The sequence below is a fragment of the Fundidesulfovibrio soli genome (assembly GCF_022808695.1).
GTDB lineage: Bacteria > Desulfobacterota > Desulfovibrionia > Desulfovibrionales > Desulfovibrionaceae > Fundidesulfovibrio > Fundidesulfovibrio soli.
This window is the reverse complement of sequence record NZ_JAKZKW010000009.1, coordinates 76,153-92,124: the sequence shown is the minus strand read 5'-3', so window position 1 is coordinate 92,124 and position 15,972 is coordinate 76,153. Positions and strand designations below refer to the sequence as shown.

General features: G+C 66.3%; 15 protein-coding genes and 1 riboswitch. Of the genes, 2 read left to right on the top strand and 13 right to left on the bottom strand.

Annotated elements, in window-relative coordinates; all coding sequences use genetic code 11:
- Position 1 precedes the first annotated feature (1 nt).
- Both MLE18_RS10055 and MLE18_RS10050 read right to left on the bottom strand, forming a co-directional pair.
- On the bottom strand, positions 2–217 hold the full coding sequence (locus MLE18_RS10055; RefSeq protein ID WP_243312079.1) for a hypothetical protein: 216 nt from the start codon (positions 215–217) through the stop codon (positions 2–4).
- Between the two features lie 71 nt (positions 218–288).
- Entirely contained in the window at positions 289–525 is a 237-nt protein-coding gene (locus MLE18_RS10050) for a hypothetical protein (protein ID WP_243438668.1), read from the bottom strand.
- Between the two features lie 476 nt (positions 526–1,001).
- On the opposite strand from MLE18_RS10050, the gene MLE18_RS10045 reads away from it, so the two are divergent.
- On the top strand, positions 1,002–1,520 hold the full coding sequence (locus MLE18_RS10045; protein ID WP_243438667.1) for a hypothetical protein: 519 nt from the start codon (positions 1,002–1,004) through the stop codon (positions 1,518–1,520).
- 180 nt (positions 1,521–1,700) lie between these two features.
- Here the strand turns inward: MLE18_RS10045 and MLE18_RS10040 are convergent, their stop codons facing one another.
- Positions 1,701–2,780, bottom strand: a complete 1,080-nt coding sequence (locus MLE18_RS10040; RefSeq protein WP_243438666.1) for an NAD-dependent epimerase/dehydratase family protein — start codon at positions 2,778–2,780, stop codon at positions 1,701–1,703.
- A 107-nt stretch (positions 2,781–2,887) separates the two neighbouring features.
- Entirely contained in the window at positions 2,888–4,021 is a 1,134-nt protein-coding gene (locus MLE18_RS10035; RefSeq protein WP_243438665.1) for an MFS transporter, read from the bottom strand.
- A 307-nt stretch (positions 4,022–4,328) separates the two neighbouring features.
- Between MLE18_RS10035 and MLE18_RS10030 the strand changes: the two genes are divergently transcribed.
- Complete coding sequence (locus MLE18_RS10030) at positions 4,329–5,516, top strand: GGDEF domain-containing protein (RefSeq protein ID WP_243438664.1); 1,188 nt, start codon at positions 4,329–4,331, stop codon at positions 5,514–5,516.
- A gap of 8 nt (positions 5,517–5,524) precedes the next feature.
- Here the strand turns inward: MLE18_RS10030 and MLE18_RS10025 are convergent, their stop codons facing one another.
- The 9 genes from MLE18_RS10025 to MLE18_RS09995 form a co-directional block, all read right to left on the bottom strand.
- Positions 5,525–6,895 carry an NAD-dependent succinate-semialdehyde dehydrogenase gene (locus MLE18_RS10025; protein WP_243438663.1) on the bottom strand — a complete coding sequence of 457 codons (1,371 nt, stop codon included), beginning with the start codon at positions 6,893–6,895 and terminating at the stop codon, positions 5,525–5,527.
- Between the two features lie 128 nt (positions 6,896–7,023).
- Positions 7,024–8,139: a serine hydrolase gene (locus tag MLE18_RS10020; protein WP_243438662.1), complete on the bottom strand. Its 1,116-nt coding sequence runs from the start codon at positions 8,137–8,139 to the stop codon at positions 7,024–7,026.
- A 253-nt stretch (positions 8,140–8,392) separates the two neighbouring features.
- On the bottom strand, positions 8,393–9,085 hold the full coding sequence (locus MLE18_RS10015; RefSeq protein WP_243438661.1) for a FlgO family outer membrane protein: 693 nt from the start codon (positions 9,083–9,085) through the stop codon (positions 8,393–8,395).
- Between the two features lie 117 nt (positions 9,086–9,202).
- Positions 9,203–9,430, bottom strand: coding sequence for a DUF2188 domain-containing protein (locus tag MLE18_RS18185; RefSeq protein ID WP_419714890.1), 228 nt, complete (start codon positions 9,428–9,430; stop codon positions 9,203–9,205).
- Positions 9,431–9,513: 83 nt separating this feature from the next.
- Positions 9,514–9,636, bottom strand: coding sequence for a hypothetical protein (locus MLE18_RS17955; RefSeq protein WP_272881586.1), 123 nt, complete (start codon positions 9,634–9,636; stop codon positions 9,514–9,516).
- 260 nt (positions 9,637–9,896) lie between these two features.
- Positions 9,897–11,984 carry a ribonucleoside triphosphate reductase gene (locus MLE18_RS10010; protein WP_243438660.1) on the bottom strand — a complete coding sequence of 696 codons (2,088 nt, stop codon included), beginning with the start codon at positions 11,982–11,984 and terminating at the stop codon, positions 9,897–9,899.
- 1 nt (position 11,985) lies between these two features.
- Complete coding sequence (locus MLE18_RS10005) at positions 11,986–12,663, bottom strand: radical SAM protein (protein ID WP_243438659.1); 678 nt, start codon at positions 12,661–12,663, stop codon at positions 11,986–11,988.
- A gap of 218 nt (positions 12,664–12,881) precedes the next feature.
- Positions 12,882–13,043: riboswitch (cobalamin riboswitch) on the bottom strand.
- Positions 13,044–13,162: 119 nt separating this feature from the next.
- Positions 13,163–13,759 (bottom strand): glycerol-3-phosphate 1-O-acyltransferase PlsY, encoded by a 597-nt coding sequence (gene plsY / locus MLE18_RS10000; protein WP_243438658.1) that lies wholly within the window; start codon positions 13,757–13,759, stop codon positions 13,163–13,165.
- A 3-nt stretch (positions 13,760–13,762) separates the two neighbouring features.
- Positions 13,763–15,886: a ribonuclease catalytic domain-containing protein gene (locus tag MLE18_RS09995; protein WP_243438657.1), complete on the bottom strand. Its 2,124-nt coding sequence runs from the start codon at positions 15,884–15,886 to the stop codon at positions 13,763–13,765.
- Between the last annotated feature and the right edge of the window lie 86 nt (positions 15,887–15,972).

Genomic DNA, 15,972 nt, shown 5'->3' with positions numbered 1-15,972 from the left:
GCTACGCGACGTCCCCTTCGTGGTCGTGGTCGCAGCCGCAGGCGCTCTCGATGGTCACGACGATCTCGGTGGCGTCACGCAGGGCGCCGGAGAGGTCCTTGAGCTGGGCGGGGGTCAGGTCGTCGGCGTCGAGCAGCTCGGCGGCCTTGAAGACCACGCGCATGGCGTTTTCCAGCAGCAGATCCTGGGGATCGATCTCGAAGGTTTCTTCTTCCACGGTATTCTCCTTGCGATTGGGTGCGGATTTGATGTGAACAACGGGTCTCTACCCTCCGCACGAGCAAAAAGCTAGGCCTCCGGGGCCAGGTGGCGCAGGATGATCTCCAGGTCCGCCGCGCGGGACTTGACGCCCAGCGAAACTGAGTGGCCGTGCACGTTCAGGCTTCCGCCCGCGAACTCCACATATCCGGCCGAGAGAACGGACGAATAGGGGACGAGTTCGCGCATCTCGCCGTGGCTGACTCGGCCGGGGAAGAGAATCGGGGCCGGATGCCCCGCGAAATCCTCGAAGATGATGTACTTCATGGTCGTCCTCCGGGGATATTGGTAGGTTTTTTTAGGCCAGTTGTCACGGGGCAGGGCGTGGGAGCGGTTTCCCAGCATGGGCATGGTCGCGGAAGCAGAAGGGGCGACGCCGGCCGGTCGCACGTTGTTTTGCCCGGGTGGAGCAGCCTCTCAGGGCACTCGCTGCTTGAGCCCGAAACTCAAGAGCATGTCCGGCCTGGCATGGGTTTTCCAAAGGGCGGACGCCCTCCCGGATTCTCCATACGAAGGCTGAAACGGTTTTTGTCGCCGCCGGCCAGGTGCGGAAGCAATTGGAGCATTACCCGGCGAGCACGCCGCAAAAACGGAAGAATTGCTCTTTTGCAGGCCCCGCCGCGCGAATGTCACTGTTGTGACCTTTACAAGTAATCAAAAAGTGCATAATAACCTCCTGCTGAACAACGCATGTAAAGCAAATTTGCATATATATCAGGTTGATAGCGATGAACCAAGTTCCCATGAACCTTCGCCGCCTGGTGGCCGACGTGCTGCCCAAGGGCTTCGAAGTCGCCCGCGCCGGGCAGGACGAGCCTGAAGGCGGCTACGCCTATTTCTACGTCACCGACCCGGCCCAGCGCCGCCGCACCTTCTCACACGCCACGCCCACCCTGGACGAGCTGTACGGCGAGATCCGCAAGCTGGCCGTGGAGGTGCGCCGCCTGGACTACTGGAAGCGCAAGTCCGAAATCTCCGACGCGGACATCGACGCCCTGGTGGAGAGCGTGTGCACCAACATGCCCAAGTTCAAGGGCCAGCGCTGGGGCTACGCCGCTAAGGATATGACCACCCCCTGCTGCGGCACGAAGATCCCGGCCGGCAAGTGGTGGATCCACGAGGACGCGGGGATGCTCGGCCAGTTCGCGCCCATCGCCGCCACCCAGGGCTCGCCCGACGTGGTGTTCATGGACGCCTCGGACTTCGCCCGCTACCTCATCGAACGCAAGGAGTCGCGCTTCGAGAGGTCCGTGCGGCAGTAACGGCCGCTTCGCTTCGAGTTCCAAGCCGCCGCGGGGGTGACCCCGCGGCGGCTTTTTATTTTTGGATGCCCGGGCATTCCGGCGAGCCTGCTGGAAGCCTTTTCGGCGGGCAAGAAAAAGCCCCGCAGCCGTAGAGTCGGCGCGGGGCTGATCCATTGTGAAGCGTGTTCGCCCGCTGCGCTACATCTTCCCCAGCAGCTCCAGCTCCTTCTCGTGCTCCCGCACCCAGTCGAACAGGTCCGTCAGGATGTCGCGGGCGCTCTTTTTGGGCGTCCAGCCGAAGGTCTCGCGCACCTTGGCGGTGTCCGTGAGGTAGATGGCCATGTCAGCCGGGCGGTTTTCGGGGTCGCGCAGCACCTCGATGCGGTTGCCGGTGATCTGCTCGCAGAGCATGGTGGTCTCCAGAAGCGAGAGGCTCACTTCCAGGCCGCCGCCCACGTTGAAGATGCCCCCGTCCGCCTTGTTCCAATCCGCCAGCTGCAGCTCGATGAGATCGAAGAGGTCAGCCGGGTGGAACAGGTCGCGCACCTGTTTGCCCGAGCCGCCGAAGCCGATGTACTTGAGCTTGCGCTTGAAATAGTGGGCCTGCATCCACAGCGAGAACACGCCCTGGTCCACCTTGCCGAACTGCCAGGGCCCCGCGATCACGCCGCAGCGGTTGACCACTCCGCGCACGCCGTACATGGCGCGGTACTCCTCCAGCACGAACTCCGAGCAGAGCTTGGTGGCCCCGTACATGGACTTGGCCCCGTAGATGGGGAAGTCCTCGGCCACGCCGCGCGGGCTCCAGCCCTGGGGGCCGTCCTCGGTGGACCACACCAGGCGGGTGGCCCCTTCGGTGACGGGCACGGCGTTGAGCGGGTCGTAGGCGTAGACCCGGCTGGTGGAGAGGAACACCACGTCCGCCTTGTGCTTGCGGCAGACCTCCAGGCAGTTGATGGTGCCCGTGAGGTTGGTGTTGATCAGGTATTCGGGGCTGCCGCCGAACCCGGCCAGCACGGAGGGCTCGGCCGAGCACTCCAGCAGCAGGTCGATCTTGGACTCGAAGCTCAAGTCCTCGGGGTTGCGGATGTCGCCGTGCACGAAGCGGATGCCCGCGTCGGCCAGGCGGCCCAGGTTGAACTCCGAGCCCCGGCGCTTGAGGTTGTCCAGGACGATGATCTCCTGCTCCGGGTAGCGGGCCTTGAAGGTCATGGCCAGGTTGGAGCCCACGAACCCGGCTCCGCCGGTGACCAGGATGGCGCCGTCGTATTTCTTCATGTTTCCCTCTGCGTGGAGCCGGCCCGCGCCTTGCGGGCCGGATGTGATGTGCGGCTTGGTTTCGTGGGCCGCGTATCAGGTGCGGGCCGGGAAGGGAAGGGCCGCGATCAGGCCCTCTCCGTGCGCACCAGCTGGGCCAGGGCCAGGGAGGCCACGGCCAGGGCCGCGCCCGTGATGAAGGGGATGCGGTAGTTGAAGGTCCAGAGCCAGCCGCCCAGCGCCGGGATGAACACCGCGGCCACGTGGTTGATGGTGAAGCCCACGGCTGAGGAGGGCGCGATGTCGGGCTTGTCCGCTATCTTCTGCAGATAGGTGCGGATGCAGACCACGAAGTTGAAGGCCAGGCTGTCCAGGATGAACATGGCCCCGGCCACGATGTGCGACTCGGTGTAGGCGTAGGTGATGAACACCAGGATGGCGCAGACGTACTCGATAGTCATGAGCGCCCGCTCGCCGAAGCGGTTGATCATGCGCCCGATGATCGGGTTGGCCACCCAGGCCACCAGGTTGTTGACCACGAACAGCGCGCTCATGGCGGCCAGGGAGTACTCGAACTTCTTCACCAGCAGATAGGTCGCGAAGACCATGAAGATCTGGCGGCGCGCCCCGGAGAGGAAGGTCAGGGCGTAGTAGATCCAGTAGCGGGCCCGCAGGACCATCTTCTTGTGCTGGGGGGGCATGTCCTTGTCGGAGGGGTCCTGGAACAGGGCCCAGAGGCCCAGCAGGGCCACGAAGCCGCCCACCAGCCCGAACAGGGTGGGGTAGCCCAGGCTGCCCGCCAGGGCGTAGATGAACACGCCCACCGCGATGTTGGCGATGGCCGAGGCGGCCCGGAGCCTCCCCAGGATCACCGGGGCCATCTCCAGGCTGAAGTATTGCAGGGAGAGCGACTGGTTGAGCGGCTCGAAGAAGTGGAAGCCCGTGGACATGAGCAGCGTGGTGAACACCACGCCCCAGAAGCTGGGCGCCAGCCCCGAGACCGAGACGCCCACCCCCAGCACCAGCACGGAGAGCGCGGCGGCGCGGTGCTCGCTCATGAGCAGCAGCAGGTAGATGACCAGCAGGGAGAGAAAGCCCGGGATCTCGCGTACGGAGTGGACCATGCCCATCTCGAAGGGGCCGAGCCCCGCGGCCTCCACCGCGAAGTTGTTGATGAGCGTCACCCAGCCCTGCATCCCGATCTGGGAGGCCACTGCGGTGACAAGCAGGAACAGGTACATCCGGCGCTGGGGTATGGACATTAGGCCGCCTGTTGGTCGAAAGCTGCGTGTAGGCCGAAGATTCCTGCCAGAAAACGGCGCCCCGGTCGAGCCTGAAGGCGTCCGCCGCCGCAAGTCCGGGGAAGGGAGTCTGTCACGCAGCGGGCCGCCGCCCTGGCGGTCATGTTGACAGCGCGCGGCGCGGGTTTTAGACGTCATTCATGGAATGCGCATCCTGCGTTATTTCCGCCTTTGCGGATGCGGCTTGTTTTCTGGATGCCACCGGCGAGACGCGCCGTGCGGCTCAGCGAAGTTCCCGCCGCGCCGGACCATCAGCCCGGCCCATCCGATGATCGACCTGAACACCGCCCTGCTCCTGGGCTTCCTGCTGCAATTCGCCATGGCGATGATCATGGTGCTGGCCTACACCCTGCGCACGGCCTATCCCGGGTTCCGCTCCTGGACCATCGCCCTGGTCTGCTGGGTCTTCGCCGGGGGGAGCTTCTACGCCCGCGGGATTCTCGGCGAGATACCCTCGGTGGTGCTTACCAACGGGCTCTACTTCGCGAGCATCCTGCTGTTCTACAGCGGGCTGGCCCGGTTCTACGGCTTCGACAGGGACCGCGTCCGGCAGCGTCAGAACCTCCTCGTCGCCTTGATGATGTACGCAGTGGTGCTGGGTTTTCTTTTCCTCAAGAACGACCTCCACATGCGCGTTCTGCTCAACAGCCTGACCATGGGCGCGCTGATGGTGCGTACGGGGTTGGACGCCCTGCGGGGCTCGCACGGCCGGTGCCTGCCGATCCAAAGGCTTCTTTCGGGGTGCTTCTGCGTACTGGCGGCGCTCCTTGTCGCCAGGGGGATCATGGTCTGGTCCATGAACCCCGACTCGGAAATCCTGCGCCAGGGTTCGGGCATCCTGCCCCTTTTGGCGGGGAACATTCTGAGCATCGTGGTCATGGTCTTCTGCCTGATCACGCTCACCAGCTGCCGCCTGGAGGAAGAATTGCTCCAGACCCAGGAGCAGCTCCGGGAGCAGGCTCAGCACGACGGGCTGACGGGCCTGCTCAACCGGCGGCACTTCTCCGAGCTGGCCAGCCAGGCCGCGCGCCAGGCAAAACGCTACGGGCAGCCGCTCTCCGTGATCCTCTTCGATATGGACGGATTCAAGGACATCAACGACACCTTCGGCCACGCCGCGGGGGACGACGTGCTGCGCGGTGCGGCCGAGACCTGCCGGAAGGTGCTGCGCCAGGCGGACGTGGCGGCCCGCTGGGGCGGCGAGGAGTTCGCGGTGCTGCTGCCCCAGACCGGGCTGGCTGGGGCCATGGAGACGGCGGAGCGGCTGCGCGAATGCCTTGAGGGGCAGCGGGCCGGGCAGGCCGGCGAGATGGCGGCCACGGCCAGCTTCGGCGTGGCCTCCTTGACGGGCGACGAGGACGTGGAGGGGCTGCTGCTGCGCGCCGACGCCTACCTCTACGAGGCCAAGCGGGACGGCCGCAACCGGGTGAGAGCCCAGTCGCCCGGGCGGGGCTGAGCCCGGGGCTACGGAATCCTGAGCACCTTCACGTTGACGAACTCGAGCAATCCCTGCCTTCCCAGCTCCCTGCCGAACCCCGAGTTCTTCACCCCGCCGAAGGGCAGGCGCGGGTCCGACTTCACCAGTGCGTTCACGGCCACGGTGCCCGCCTCGATGAAGCTGGCCAGCTTGCGGCCAAGGGTCGCGTTGCGCGTCCAGACGCTGCCGCCCAGGCCGTAGGGGGTCTGGTTGGCCAGGCGCAGGGCGTCCTCCGGGTTTGAGAAGCTGGTGATGCTGGCCACGGGGCCGAAGACCTCCTGCTCGAACACGGGCATGCCGGGGCGCACGTCGCCCAGCACCACCGGGCTGTAGAAGAAGCCCGGCCCCTCCACGGGGCCGCCCTCCAGCAGCATCTTCGCGCCCATCTCCACCGAGCGGCTCACCTGGGCGTGCAGCGTGTCCCGCAGGTCCGCCCGGGCCATTGGGCCCACGCGGGTGGCCGCGTCGCAGGGGTCGCCCATCCTGAGCAGCCCCACGGCGTGGACCATCCTCTCCTCGAATTCCCGCACCACCTTGCGCGCCACCAGGAAACGCTTGGCCGAGACGCAGGTCTGCCCCGCGTTGTAGAAGCGCGCCGCCACGGCCGTGGTGGCGGCCAGGTGCAGGTCGGCGTCCTCCAGCACCACGAACGGGTCCGACCCGCCCAGCTCCAGCACGCACTTCTTGATGGCCCGCCCGGCCACGGCGGCCACGGCGGACCCGGCCCGGCAGGAACCGGTGAGGCTCACGGCGCGCACGCGTTTGTCCTCGATCACGGAGGCCACGCGCTCCTCGCTGATGCGCAACACGCGCAGCAGGCCGTCGGGCGCGCCGCAGCGGGCGAAGAGGTCCTCGATGGCCAGGGCGCAGCCCGTGACGCTGGGCGCGTGCTTGAGCAGGAAGCTGTTGCCCGCCATGAGCACCGGCGCGACGCAGCGCAGGGCCTGCCAGAAGGGGAAATTCCAGGGCATGATCCCGAGCACCACGCCGATGGGGTCGTAGACGATCTGGGCGTCCTCGGGCGCGCCGGGGGGCGTCTCGGGGGCGAGCATCTCCGGGGCGTGGTCGGCGTAGAAGCGGCAGCCCGAGGCGCAGCGCTTGATCTCGGCCCGGGCCTCGCCCACGGGTTTGCCCATCTCGGCGGTGATCAGGGCGGCAAGCTCGTCGGTGGCGGCCTCCAGCATATCGGCCAGCTTGTGCAGGCAGGCCGCGCGTTCGTCCATGCGGAACTTGCGCCAGCAGCGCAGCGCGCCGTGGCTTTGAGTGAGTATGGCCTCCAACTCCTGGTCCGTGTGTTCGCCGTAGCTGGCTATCACGGCCCCGGTGGCTGGGTTGACGCTGGTGAATGACTTGTCCATGGGGAAAACCTCCAACCCGCAGGCCGGGCGCTCCGGTTACTGCGTATCGGGGCGGACGTCCAGCGCCGCGTGATGCGGCGCGCTTCGTCGGATGGCAGGGATGTTCGCCCGCGCGGGCGGGGGCGGCGCTATTGGGGCGAGCTGGCGCCGGGGTTCATGGCCACGTGCTTGACCTCGTGCTGCTTCTGGGCCGCCACGATCTTGAAGCCCTCCTCGATCAGGCGGGTGGCCTCGCGTTCGCGGATGCGGCGGTTCTTGGCCCCGAGCACCACGGCCACCAGGCGGGTGTCGCCGCGCCGGGCCGTGACCACGATGTTGAAGCCCGAAGCGCAGACGAAGCCGGTCTTGAGGCCGTCCACGCCCTCCACTTTGCCCAGCAGGCTGTTGGAGTTGTGGCGCACGCGGTTGTTGTGGGTGAATTCGGTCATGGAGTGCATTGTCAGGGTCTGCGGGAAGCGCTTGAGGTAGGCCTGGGCCAGCAGGGCCATGTCGCGCGCGGTGGTCAACTGGCCGTCGGCGGGCAGGCCGTTGGGGTTGAAGAACTGGGAGTTGGCCATGCCGATTTCCTTGGCCTTGCGGTTCATGGCCTCAACGAAGGGGTGGGTGTCGCCCTTGCCCAGGTATTCGGCCACGGCCACGCAGCCGTCGTTGGCGGAGGCTATGGCGATGCCTTTCATCAACTCGTCGAGCGTGACCTGCTCGCCGGTGCGCAGGCGCATGGTGGAGCCGCCCGCGTGGCTGGCTTCCTGGCTGACGGGGATGACCTGCTCAGGCTTGAGGTTGCCCGACTGGATGAGCTCGTTGAGGATGTAGAGCGTCAGGACCTTGGTCAGGGAGGCGGGGGGGATGGCCAGGTCGGGCTCCTGGGCGAAGAGGATGTGCCCGGTCTCCATGTCCATGACCAGGGCGGCCTTGGTGTCCACCCCGAACTCGCCCTTGTTGGACTCGGGCTGCGCAACCACCTTGACCGGGGCCTTGGCCTCGAGGGCCTGGGCCTTAGAGTTCTTTTTGGTGGCTTTCTTGCCGCCGTGCTTGGCTTTTGATTCAGAAGGCTTGGAGGATGTGGACTGTTTCTGGCCGCTGCTCTTGGCCTGTTTGGCGGGGGAGGAGGCTTTCTTGGTCTGCGTCTGGGAGTGGGAGGAGTTTTTCTTGCCGTCTTTGGATGATGCAGCCAGGGTGATGTCGGCTGGCAGGATCAGGCTGAGGATGGTCAAGAGGGTTGCGAACACCTTCCAAATGCGCATTCCATCGGTCTCCATATCGGCGCGTGGCCGGTTGACGTCGCTTATGGTACGGCGGCGCGGCGTTTTCCGGGAACCGGTCGCTTCGCTGTGCGGCCCGGTGGAGGAATGCGCCAGCCTCCGATCAACGGACTGGGGTTTTCCTAGCGCAAGTGCAACGCGCCGCGCAACCACTTTCTGTGCAGCTGCAATGGCTGCACGAGCGGATTGCAAGCGTTGCAATCGTTACTGCATCCAAAAACTGGAGCTCGGCCTCTCACTGCTGGGCGGAGGAGGCCGGGGCCTGCTCCCCCTGGGGAGGGACGTTGCGGGCCTGATCGTCCTGGGCCTGGGGCCTGGCTTCGGGCTGTTTCTGCTCCAGCTTGAGCTCGGGCTTGGCCTCGGGCTTGGCCTCAGCCTTGACGTCTGGCTCCGGCTTGGGGGCCGGGGGGGTCAGGCGCGAGAGGTCGCCCTCCAGCTGGCTCACCAGCAGCTCCGCCGCGGTGGCGATGGAGCGCAGGTCCCCCTTGGCGTAGGCGTTGCGCGCGGCAACGATGCTGCCGGTGGCCACGTCCACGAGCCGGGCGTCCAGACGCACGGACGCGCCCGTCTTGGCCACGGAGCCGGTGAGCACGCCCTGCGCGCCCACCATGGAGCCGATGGCCTGGGCCACGGTGCCGGGGGCGTTGCTGCCCTGGCCGAACTGCATCTCGTCCAGCACCTTCTTGAGCGCGGCGCGCTCCACCACGCTGAAGGAGCCGGAGTTCACCGCGCTGGTGATGAGGAACTCCGCCGTGACGCGCCCGAGGTTCTCTTTGAGGGCCTCGTCGGTGACGGCGTCGAATTCCAGGATGGCGATCTTGAAGGGCTTGGCCTGCGGGGGCTGCTGCGCGGCGGCGGGACCGCCGATCACGGATACGGCCAAGGCCAGAACGAGGACGAATGTGAGCGAGAGGGCACGTATGGGCATAGGGGCCTCCAAACCGCGCGGACCATACAGCGATACGAGGCGGGACGCAAGGCGGGGGGGAGGGGGCTAGCTCCAATGAAAGGGCCGCCCAGGTGGGCGGCCCGCATTCAAGACAGGTTAACCCTTCGGAGGATTGGGGTCAGGCCCATAGGTCCTTTCATCACGGAATTTACCTTTGGAGTCCTGAATTCTGACCGAAGTATTTCCGTGATTAATCCCACGGTCCCTGGCTGTATTGATGGCATCAGCTTGGGTGCTGTGTGTGGAGGAGACCCGCTGGGCTCCTTCACGTCTGACAGCCCAGTCGTCACCATGCTTAACTACGTAGAGGTTTTGTTTCTTCATGTGTCCTTTCCTAGTTAGAGGGTACTAAAGCCGCTTGGAAGGAGTTGCCTCCTCCCAAGCTGAGTCCTGCCAGCCGGGCTAGCCTACGCGTCCACCCACATGGGGAAGGGGCGGCGGTGTGCACGGATGACCTTCCCGGTGCGCTTGTCGATGCGCGTCCAGCGGAAGATCAGGCGTTTCCCTGCGCGTTCTTTTTCAGAACTCATGGGGAACCTCCTTTCTTCTGGCCTCTCTTGACGGAAAGGAACCGGAGTGATAAATTCACCCCTGATTAGTGGTTCTTTCCACCTTGAGTCCCCGATCCGGCCCTGGTTTGGATTTCGGGGAAGTTTTTTTCAGAAGCCCTTCAGATGCGCCAACATCTGGAGGGCTTTCCTCATCATTCTTGGGTTAATCCCAGATCAAGAATCCATGTTTCTTGGCCGCCCTCTCGGGCGGCCCGTTGCAAGGATTCGCCGCTCACAGCCTACGCGGTCTCTTCCTTGGCCTGCGCGGCAACTTCGGCCTCGCACACTCCCTGGTACGTCACCCTGTCCGCGTACTCGGCCTGCTTGCCCTTGTTCCAGCGCGAGACCGGGCGGTAGTACCCCACCACCCTGGTGAACACCTCGGCATCCTTGCCGCAGCTCGGGCAGAAGTGGTGCTCGCCGGAGATGTAGCCGTGCTCCTTGCACACGCTGAAGGTGGGCGTGATGGAAAGGTACGGGATCTTGGTCATCCTGAAGGCGCGCACGATGAAGTTCTTGAGCGCCTCATGGTCGGACACGGCCTCGCCCAGGAAGGTGTGGAACACGGTGCCGCCGGTGTAGAGCGGCTGCAGCTTGTTCTGGTGCTCGAGCGAGGCGATGACGTCCTGGCTCAACCCCACGGGCAGGTTGGTGGAGTTGGTGTAGTACGGGGTGCCGTCGCCCGAGGCCTGGATGTCGGCGTAGAGCGACTTGTCGATCTTGGCCAGGCGGTAGCTGGTGCCCTCGGCCGGGGTGGCCTCCAGGTTGTAGAGGTTGCCTGTCTCCTCCTGGAAGCGGGAGGTCAGCTCGCGCAGGTGGTTCAGCGCCCGGGTCATCAGGCGCACGCCCGCCTCGGTCTCGATGCCCTTGCCCAGGATGTTCAGGCAGGCCTCGTGCCCGCCCACCAGGCCGATGGTGGCGAAGTGGCCCTTGTAGCCGTTCTTGAGGTAGCGGGCGCTCCAGGGGAACATTTTGCGGTCCAGGTGCTCCTGGATCATCTTGCGTTTGAACTCCAGGGCGTCCTTGGCCATGGTGGCGTACTCGGTGAGCAGGTCCAGGAAGTCCTCCTCGCCGTGGGAGAGGTAGGCCAGCTTGGGCAGGTTCAGCGTGACCACGCCGATGGAGCCGGTGAGGTCGCCCGCGCCGAACAGGCCGCCCACCTTGTTGCGCAGCTCGCGCAGGTCCATCTGGAGGCGGCAGCACATGGAGCGCACGTCCTCGGGGGAGAGGTCGGAGTTGATAAAGTTCTGGAAGTAGGGCGCGCCGTAACGGGCGGTGAGGTCCAGGAGCTTGGCCCCGATCTCGGAATCCCAGGGGAAGTCCTCGGTGACGTTGTAGGTCGGGATGGGGAAGGAGAAGATCTGCCCCGCGTAGTCGCCTTCGCCCATGACCTCCAGGAAGGCCCGGTTGAACATGTCCATCTCGGCCTGGAACTCGCCGTAGTTGGCGTCCTGCAGCGTGCCGCCGATGATGACGGCCTCCTTGGCGATGTGCTTGGGGGGCGTGAGGTCGAAGCTCAGGTTGGTGAAGGGCGTCTGGCCGCCCCAGCGCGAGGTGGTGTTCAGATTGAACACGAATTTCTGCACGGCCTGGCGCACCTGGCGGTAGTCCAGCCCGTCGTGGCGGATGAAGGGCGCCAGGTAGGTGTCCACGTTGTTGAAGGCCTGGGCCCCGGCCCATTCGTTCTGCAGCGTGCCCAGGAAGTTGACCATCTGCCCGAGGGCCGAGTCGAAGTGTCGCGCCGGGCCGGCGGAGGAGCGGCCCTCCAGGTTGAAGCCCTCCAGCAGCAGGTCGCGCAGGCTCCAGCCCGCGCAGTAACCCGCCAGGCCGAAGGATAGGTCGTGGATGTGGAAATACCCGTGGTCGTGGGCGGAGCGCACTTCCTCAGGGTATTTCTCAAGGGCGTAGCGGGCCTGCACCGTGCCGGAGAGGTGCAGCATCAGCCCCTGGAAGGAGTGGCTCATGTTGGCGTTCTCGGCCACGCGCCAGTCCGCCTTGGAGATGTAGTTGTCGATGGTCTCCGCGATGTCCAGGAAGGCGGCCTTCTGCTCGCGCAGGGTGCGGCGCTTCTCGCGGTAGATGATGAAGCGCTTGGCCACCTCGAACATGCGCGAGTCCATGAGCACGCGCTCGACCATGTCCTGCACGTGCTCCTGTATGGGCACGTCGACGCCCTCGAGCTTCTCCTCCACCTTGCGGGCCAGGCGCTTGGCCAGCAGCGGGTCCTGCACGCCGCTGGCGCGCAGGGCCTTGAGGATGGCCTGGGCGATGCGCTCCAGGGACCAGGTTTCCAGGCATCCGTCGCGCTTCATTATCTGCTGGGGCATGTCAGGCTCCCTTCCCCTCGAACTTCGGGGGGATGTATGTTTGTTCCGTAAGCTCGTGGCCGGGGGGCAGGCAATCGCGCACCCGCCGGACATCCTCCGGGGTAAGCCCCGGAACGAGCGTAATTCTGAAAAGAAACGAGCCGGGCCGGGCCTCGGCCAGGGCGAAAATCCGTTCCAGGGCGGCGCGCGCCGCCTCCGGGCTTGCCGCGCCGCCGGTCAGCTCCGGGTAGCGCTCCCAGGGGCCCTTGACGTCCACGGCGAAGAGCGTGCCGGGGTGCAGGGCCAAAATGTGCTCCACCACCCCGGGCAGCATGCCGTTGGTGTCAACCTTGACTGGCAGGCCCAGCCCGGCGAGCCTGCCCACGAGGCCGGGCAGGCCTGGGTCCAGCGTGGGCTCGCCCCCGCAGACCACCACGCCGTCAAGCCAACGCGAACGCTGTGTCAATGTGCGTAGGACGCTCTTGCGGTCCAGTTCGGGGTGCTTCTCCGGGGTGAAGGCCAGGCTCTGGTTGTGGCAGGTGGGGCAGCGCAGGTTGCACCCGCCCAGGTAGACCACGCTCACGCTGCGCCCCGGCCAGTCGCACAGGGAGAAGGGCGTGAAGGCCCTGAGACGCGCCTCGGGCGCCAGGGGCGCTCCGGGGCACGGGGCCGTGGTCAGGGTGCGGGCGAGATTTTCCATAGGCGAACGATTCCCTTACCGCTAGCATATCGGGGCGCACGCAAAAAGAGAAAAATGCGCCGTGATATGCAACGCTTACAATGCAAAAACTGCAACGGCTCGACAATAAAGGAGTTGTCAAAATGATAAAAAACAGCACGCCCGGTGCGAGGTGGTGGACGCGCGCCGGATCATTTCCGGCGGGCGATTCGCGGGAGCCCGTGCCCGTTTCGCGGGGCATGGCCTGATCTCCCCAGGGACGTCTTCTGGCTTCCGGCGGGGTGGTGCCCGGAGGCCTTCCCAGGTGTCTACCCAGTGGCCTCCGCCCATGTGCCGGTTACAGCAGCGCGCCTGCGACGGACTTGCACCGTCTTCCGTTTCCCGGGGCGTACAGGAATTATTCTTACAGATTACCAGAGAAATCTGTCAAGAGACAAATTACAACCCTTTGATACAGCAGGGCTTTTTTTTGAGCGGGCTGCGGTTCAGCCGATAACGGCCGGGCAGCTCGCGCTCCGGCTCAGTCTTCCTTTTTCTTTTTCCAAGGTTTTTCAGTGCCTTGGCGCAGTCGCTCGATGTTCTCCCGGTGTTTCCAGACCACCAGTCCGGAGACCGCGAAGGTCACGGGCACCACGCTGCCCGGCCCGAACCACCAGACCGTGAAGGGCAGGCTCACCGCCAGCAGCAGCGACCCCAGCGAGACGAAGCCCGAGATCGCGATGGCGGCAATGCACAAGCCCACGGAGACCAGCGTGGCGGGAACCGAAAGCGCCAGGAACGCGCCGATGGTGGTGGCCACGCCCTTGCCGCCCTTGTAGTGCAGGAACACCGGGAACATGTGCCCGGCCACGGCCGCCAGGGCCACCAGCCCAGGGTAGAAGCCCCCGCAGCTCATCTGCCAGGCAACGGCCACGGGCAGCAGGCCCTTGAGGGCGTCCAGCACCAGGGTCAGCACGCCGAGCTTGGTGCCGCACAGGCGCGATACGTTGGTGGCGCCGATGTTGCGGCTGCCGGCGGTGCGCGGGTCGATGCCCCGGGCAGCCTGGGCTATGAACAGTCCGAAGGGGAACGAGCCGGCCAGATAGGCCAGGGCCAGCCAGGCGATCTTGGCGAACATGGTCTACTCCTTGCCGTCCATGGGGAACCAGTCCCCAACGTCGGGCTTTTCTTCTTCCTCTCTCGCGCTCATCACGCGGAATTCGTTGGTCAGCGGGTCCACCTTGCCGAGCTTGACCCAGAAGCGCTGGCCGGGCTGGGCATGGCCGCCGAGCATCTCGCGGCCCACCCGCACGTACATCTGCAGCTCCGTGAGGCTCAAGGCCGTCAGCTGCCCGCACTCCTCGACCACAACGGCTTCGAACTCACGCTCGCGGGCGTTCTGCTGCATGAACAGGAGCTTCCAGTAGCGTGGGCGGAAGCGCTGCACCTGGCCCACGGCGTCCAGGCGCGCCGCGATGCGGGGCAGCAGCTCCGCCAGGGCCTCGCGGCTGTGCTGCGGGTCGCCGGATTCCAGAAAATGCTGCACCTGGGCCATGTTCACCAGGTCGCTCAGGCGGCGCAGGGGCGAGGTGATGGGCGCGTAGGCCTCGGCCGCGATGGAGGCGTGCCTGCCCGGGCGTGCCTCCAGGGTGGCCCCGCTGAGCTGCTTCACGGCGCGGTGCATGTCCACCGGGCTGGTCCAGACCCCGGCGTAGCCGTGGGGGATGGAGACGTCCTGGACGCGGTGCAGCAGGGGGATCTCCCGCTCCCTGGCCCAGGCGGCGATGGAGGCGTTGGCCAGGATCATCAGCTCGCTCACGGTCATCTGGGCCTTGGGGTGCTCCTCCTGCCTGCACAGCTCCACGCGCAGGGCCTCGGGCGGGCCGCACAGCGACATCTTGGGCTCTGGCCGGTCCAGGATCACTGCCCCGCGCACGATGCGCGCGGCGCGCAGGGCCTGGGCCACCTGGTGGGCGGCGGCCACGTCGGGGTCCCCTTGGCCGGACTCCAGCCCCCGCTCCACGGACTCGTAGGTCAGGTTGGCCTCCACGCGAACCCAGCCGAGCCGGGGCTCGAAGCTCTGCGGCGCGGCCTGGGCGTCCAGCTCCCAGTCCAGCAGCAGGGCCGGGCTGACCTGCCCGGCGTTGAGGCTCAGCAGGCCGCAGCCAAGGGCCTCGGGGAGCATGTGGCTGGTCTGCTCCGGCAGGTAGAGGCTGGTGGCCCTGTCGTTCACGGCCTGGCCCAGCGGGCTCTCGAAATTCCAGGCGGCGGTGGGCCGCGCCAGGGCCATGCGCACCTTCCAGCCCCCGCCGGGCAGGGGCTCCACGCGGAAGGCGTCGTCGATGTCGCGGGTGGTGGGGGAGTCCACGCTCAGGAAGCGGGCCGGGTCCGGCTCGCCGCGCATGGCCTCTATCCGGGCGCGCATGGCTTCGATCTCGCCGGAGAACGCCTCGCTCCAGGCGTCGCCGGGATCGTACCCGGCCTGGTCCAGCAGGAAGTTGTGGTGCGGGGGCACCAAGCCCCACTCCTGGGCCAGGATCAGCGGCTGCTGCGGGTGCTCGGGCAGGCCCTTGCGCAGCTGCTGCCACAGCGGTGCCCACTGGGGGCTCTCCTGGTCGGCCAGCAGGGCCTTGAGCATCTCCTTCAGCTTGGCGGCCGCTGCCGGGTCCAGCTGGGCGGCCAGCTTGGCTGCGTCCTTGCGCCTGCCCGAAGCCCAGCCGGTCCACAGCTCGTGGAAGAAGGACTGCCCGGCGGTGACCACCAGCTCGCGTTCGCGCGCGGCGGCCTGCTCGGCCAGCCGGCGCTCCACCACCTCGGCGGGGTAGACCTCGAAGTTGGGCGGCTGGAACTTGAAGTGCGTCTTCACGGCCAAAAGCGCGCGGCCCATGGCGGCAACGCGGTCAACGTCCGGGGTCTCGAAGCTCAGGCCCGCGAACCAGGCCGGGGAGGACACCGTGACCTCGCCCTGGGCCAGCTCCCAGATCTCCAGCGGGTCGATGCCCTGGGCCAGCTCCTCACGCAGGCGGGAGTGCTCGCGCAGCTTCTCCAGGATGGACTCGCGGTTGTGCGCGCCCTCGAAGCGGGGACCGATCCAGGGCAGGATGCGCGAGGCCGCCAGCTTGCTCTCGCGCTTGTTCAGGGTGAACAGGTGCAGCTTGTCCCCCGTGGCCTGCTCCACCCAGGCGAGCTGGGGCTCGTTGCCCTGGAGGAACTCCACGATGCAGCCTGCGCTGGCCATGGACTGTATGGACGGATGCTTGGTCAAAAACATTCTCCGGCGGCCGGGACGGGCCGCCCGTCATAAACTGTATTCACTGCGCACGGCGCGAAGCCGGGAGGGATCCCAAAGGG

Bases quoted from the DNA above. Each gene is read 5' to 3' on its own strand.
- MLE18_RS10050 (WP_243438668.1), bottom strand. From the start codon at position 525: ATGAAGTACATCATCTTCGAGGATTTCGCGGGGCATCCGGCCCCGATT.
- MLE18_RS10045 (WP_243438667.1), top strand. From the start codon at position 1,002: ATGAACCTTCGCCGCCTGGTGGCCGACGTGCTGCCCAAGGGCTTCGAA.
- MLE18_RS10040 (WP_243438666.1), bottom strand. From the start codon at position 2,780: ATGAAGAAATACGACGGCGCCATCCTGGTCACCGGCGGAGCCGGGTTC.
- MLE18_RS10035 (WP_243438665.1), bottom strand. From the start codon at position 4,021: ATGTCCATACCCCAGCGCCGGATGTACCTGTTCCTGCTTGTCACCGCA.
- MLE18_RS10030 (WP_243438664.1), top strand. From the start codon at position 4,329: ATGATCGACCTGAACACCGCCCTGCTCCTGGGCTTCCTGCTGCAATTC.
- MLE18_RS10025 (WP_243438663.1), bottom strand. From the start codon at position 6,895: ATGGACAAGTCATTCACCAGCGTCAACCCAGCCACCGGGGCCGTGATA.
- MLE18_RS10020 (WP_243438662.1), bottom strand. From the start codon at position 8,139: ATGCGCATTTGGAAGGTGTTCGCAACCCTCTTGACCATCCTCAGCCTG.
- MLE18_RS10015 (WP_243438661.1), bottom strand. From the start codon at position 9,085: ATGCCCATACGTGCCCTCTCGCTCACATTCGTCCTCGTTCTGGCCTTG.
- MLE18_RS18185 (WP_419714890.1), bottom strand. From the start codon at position 9,430: ATGAAGAAACAAAACCTCTACGTAGTTAAGCATGGTGACGACTGGGCT.
- MLE18_RS17955 (WP_272881586.1), bottom strand. From the start codon at position 9,636: ATGAGTTCTGAAAAAGAACGCGCAGGGAAACGCCTGATCTTCCGCTGG.
- MLE18_RS10010 (WP_243438660.1), bottom strand. From the start codon at position 11,984: ATGCCCCAGCAGATAATGAAGCGCGACGGATGCCTGGAAACCTGGTCC.
- MLE18_RS10005 (WP_243438659.1), bottom strand. From the start codon at position 12,663: ATGGAAAATCTCGCCCGCACCCTGACCACGGCCCCGTGCCCCGGAGCG.
- plsY (WP_243438658.1), bottom strand. From the start codon at position 13,759: ATGTTCGCCAAGATCGCCTGGCTGGCCCTGGCCTATCTGGCCGGCTCG.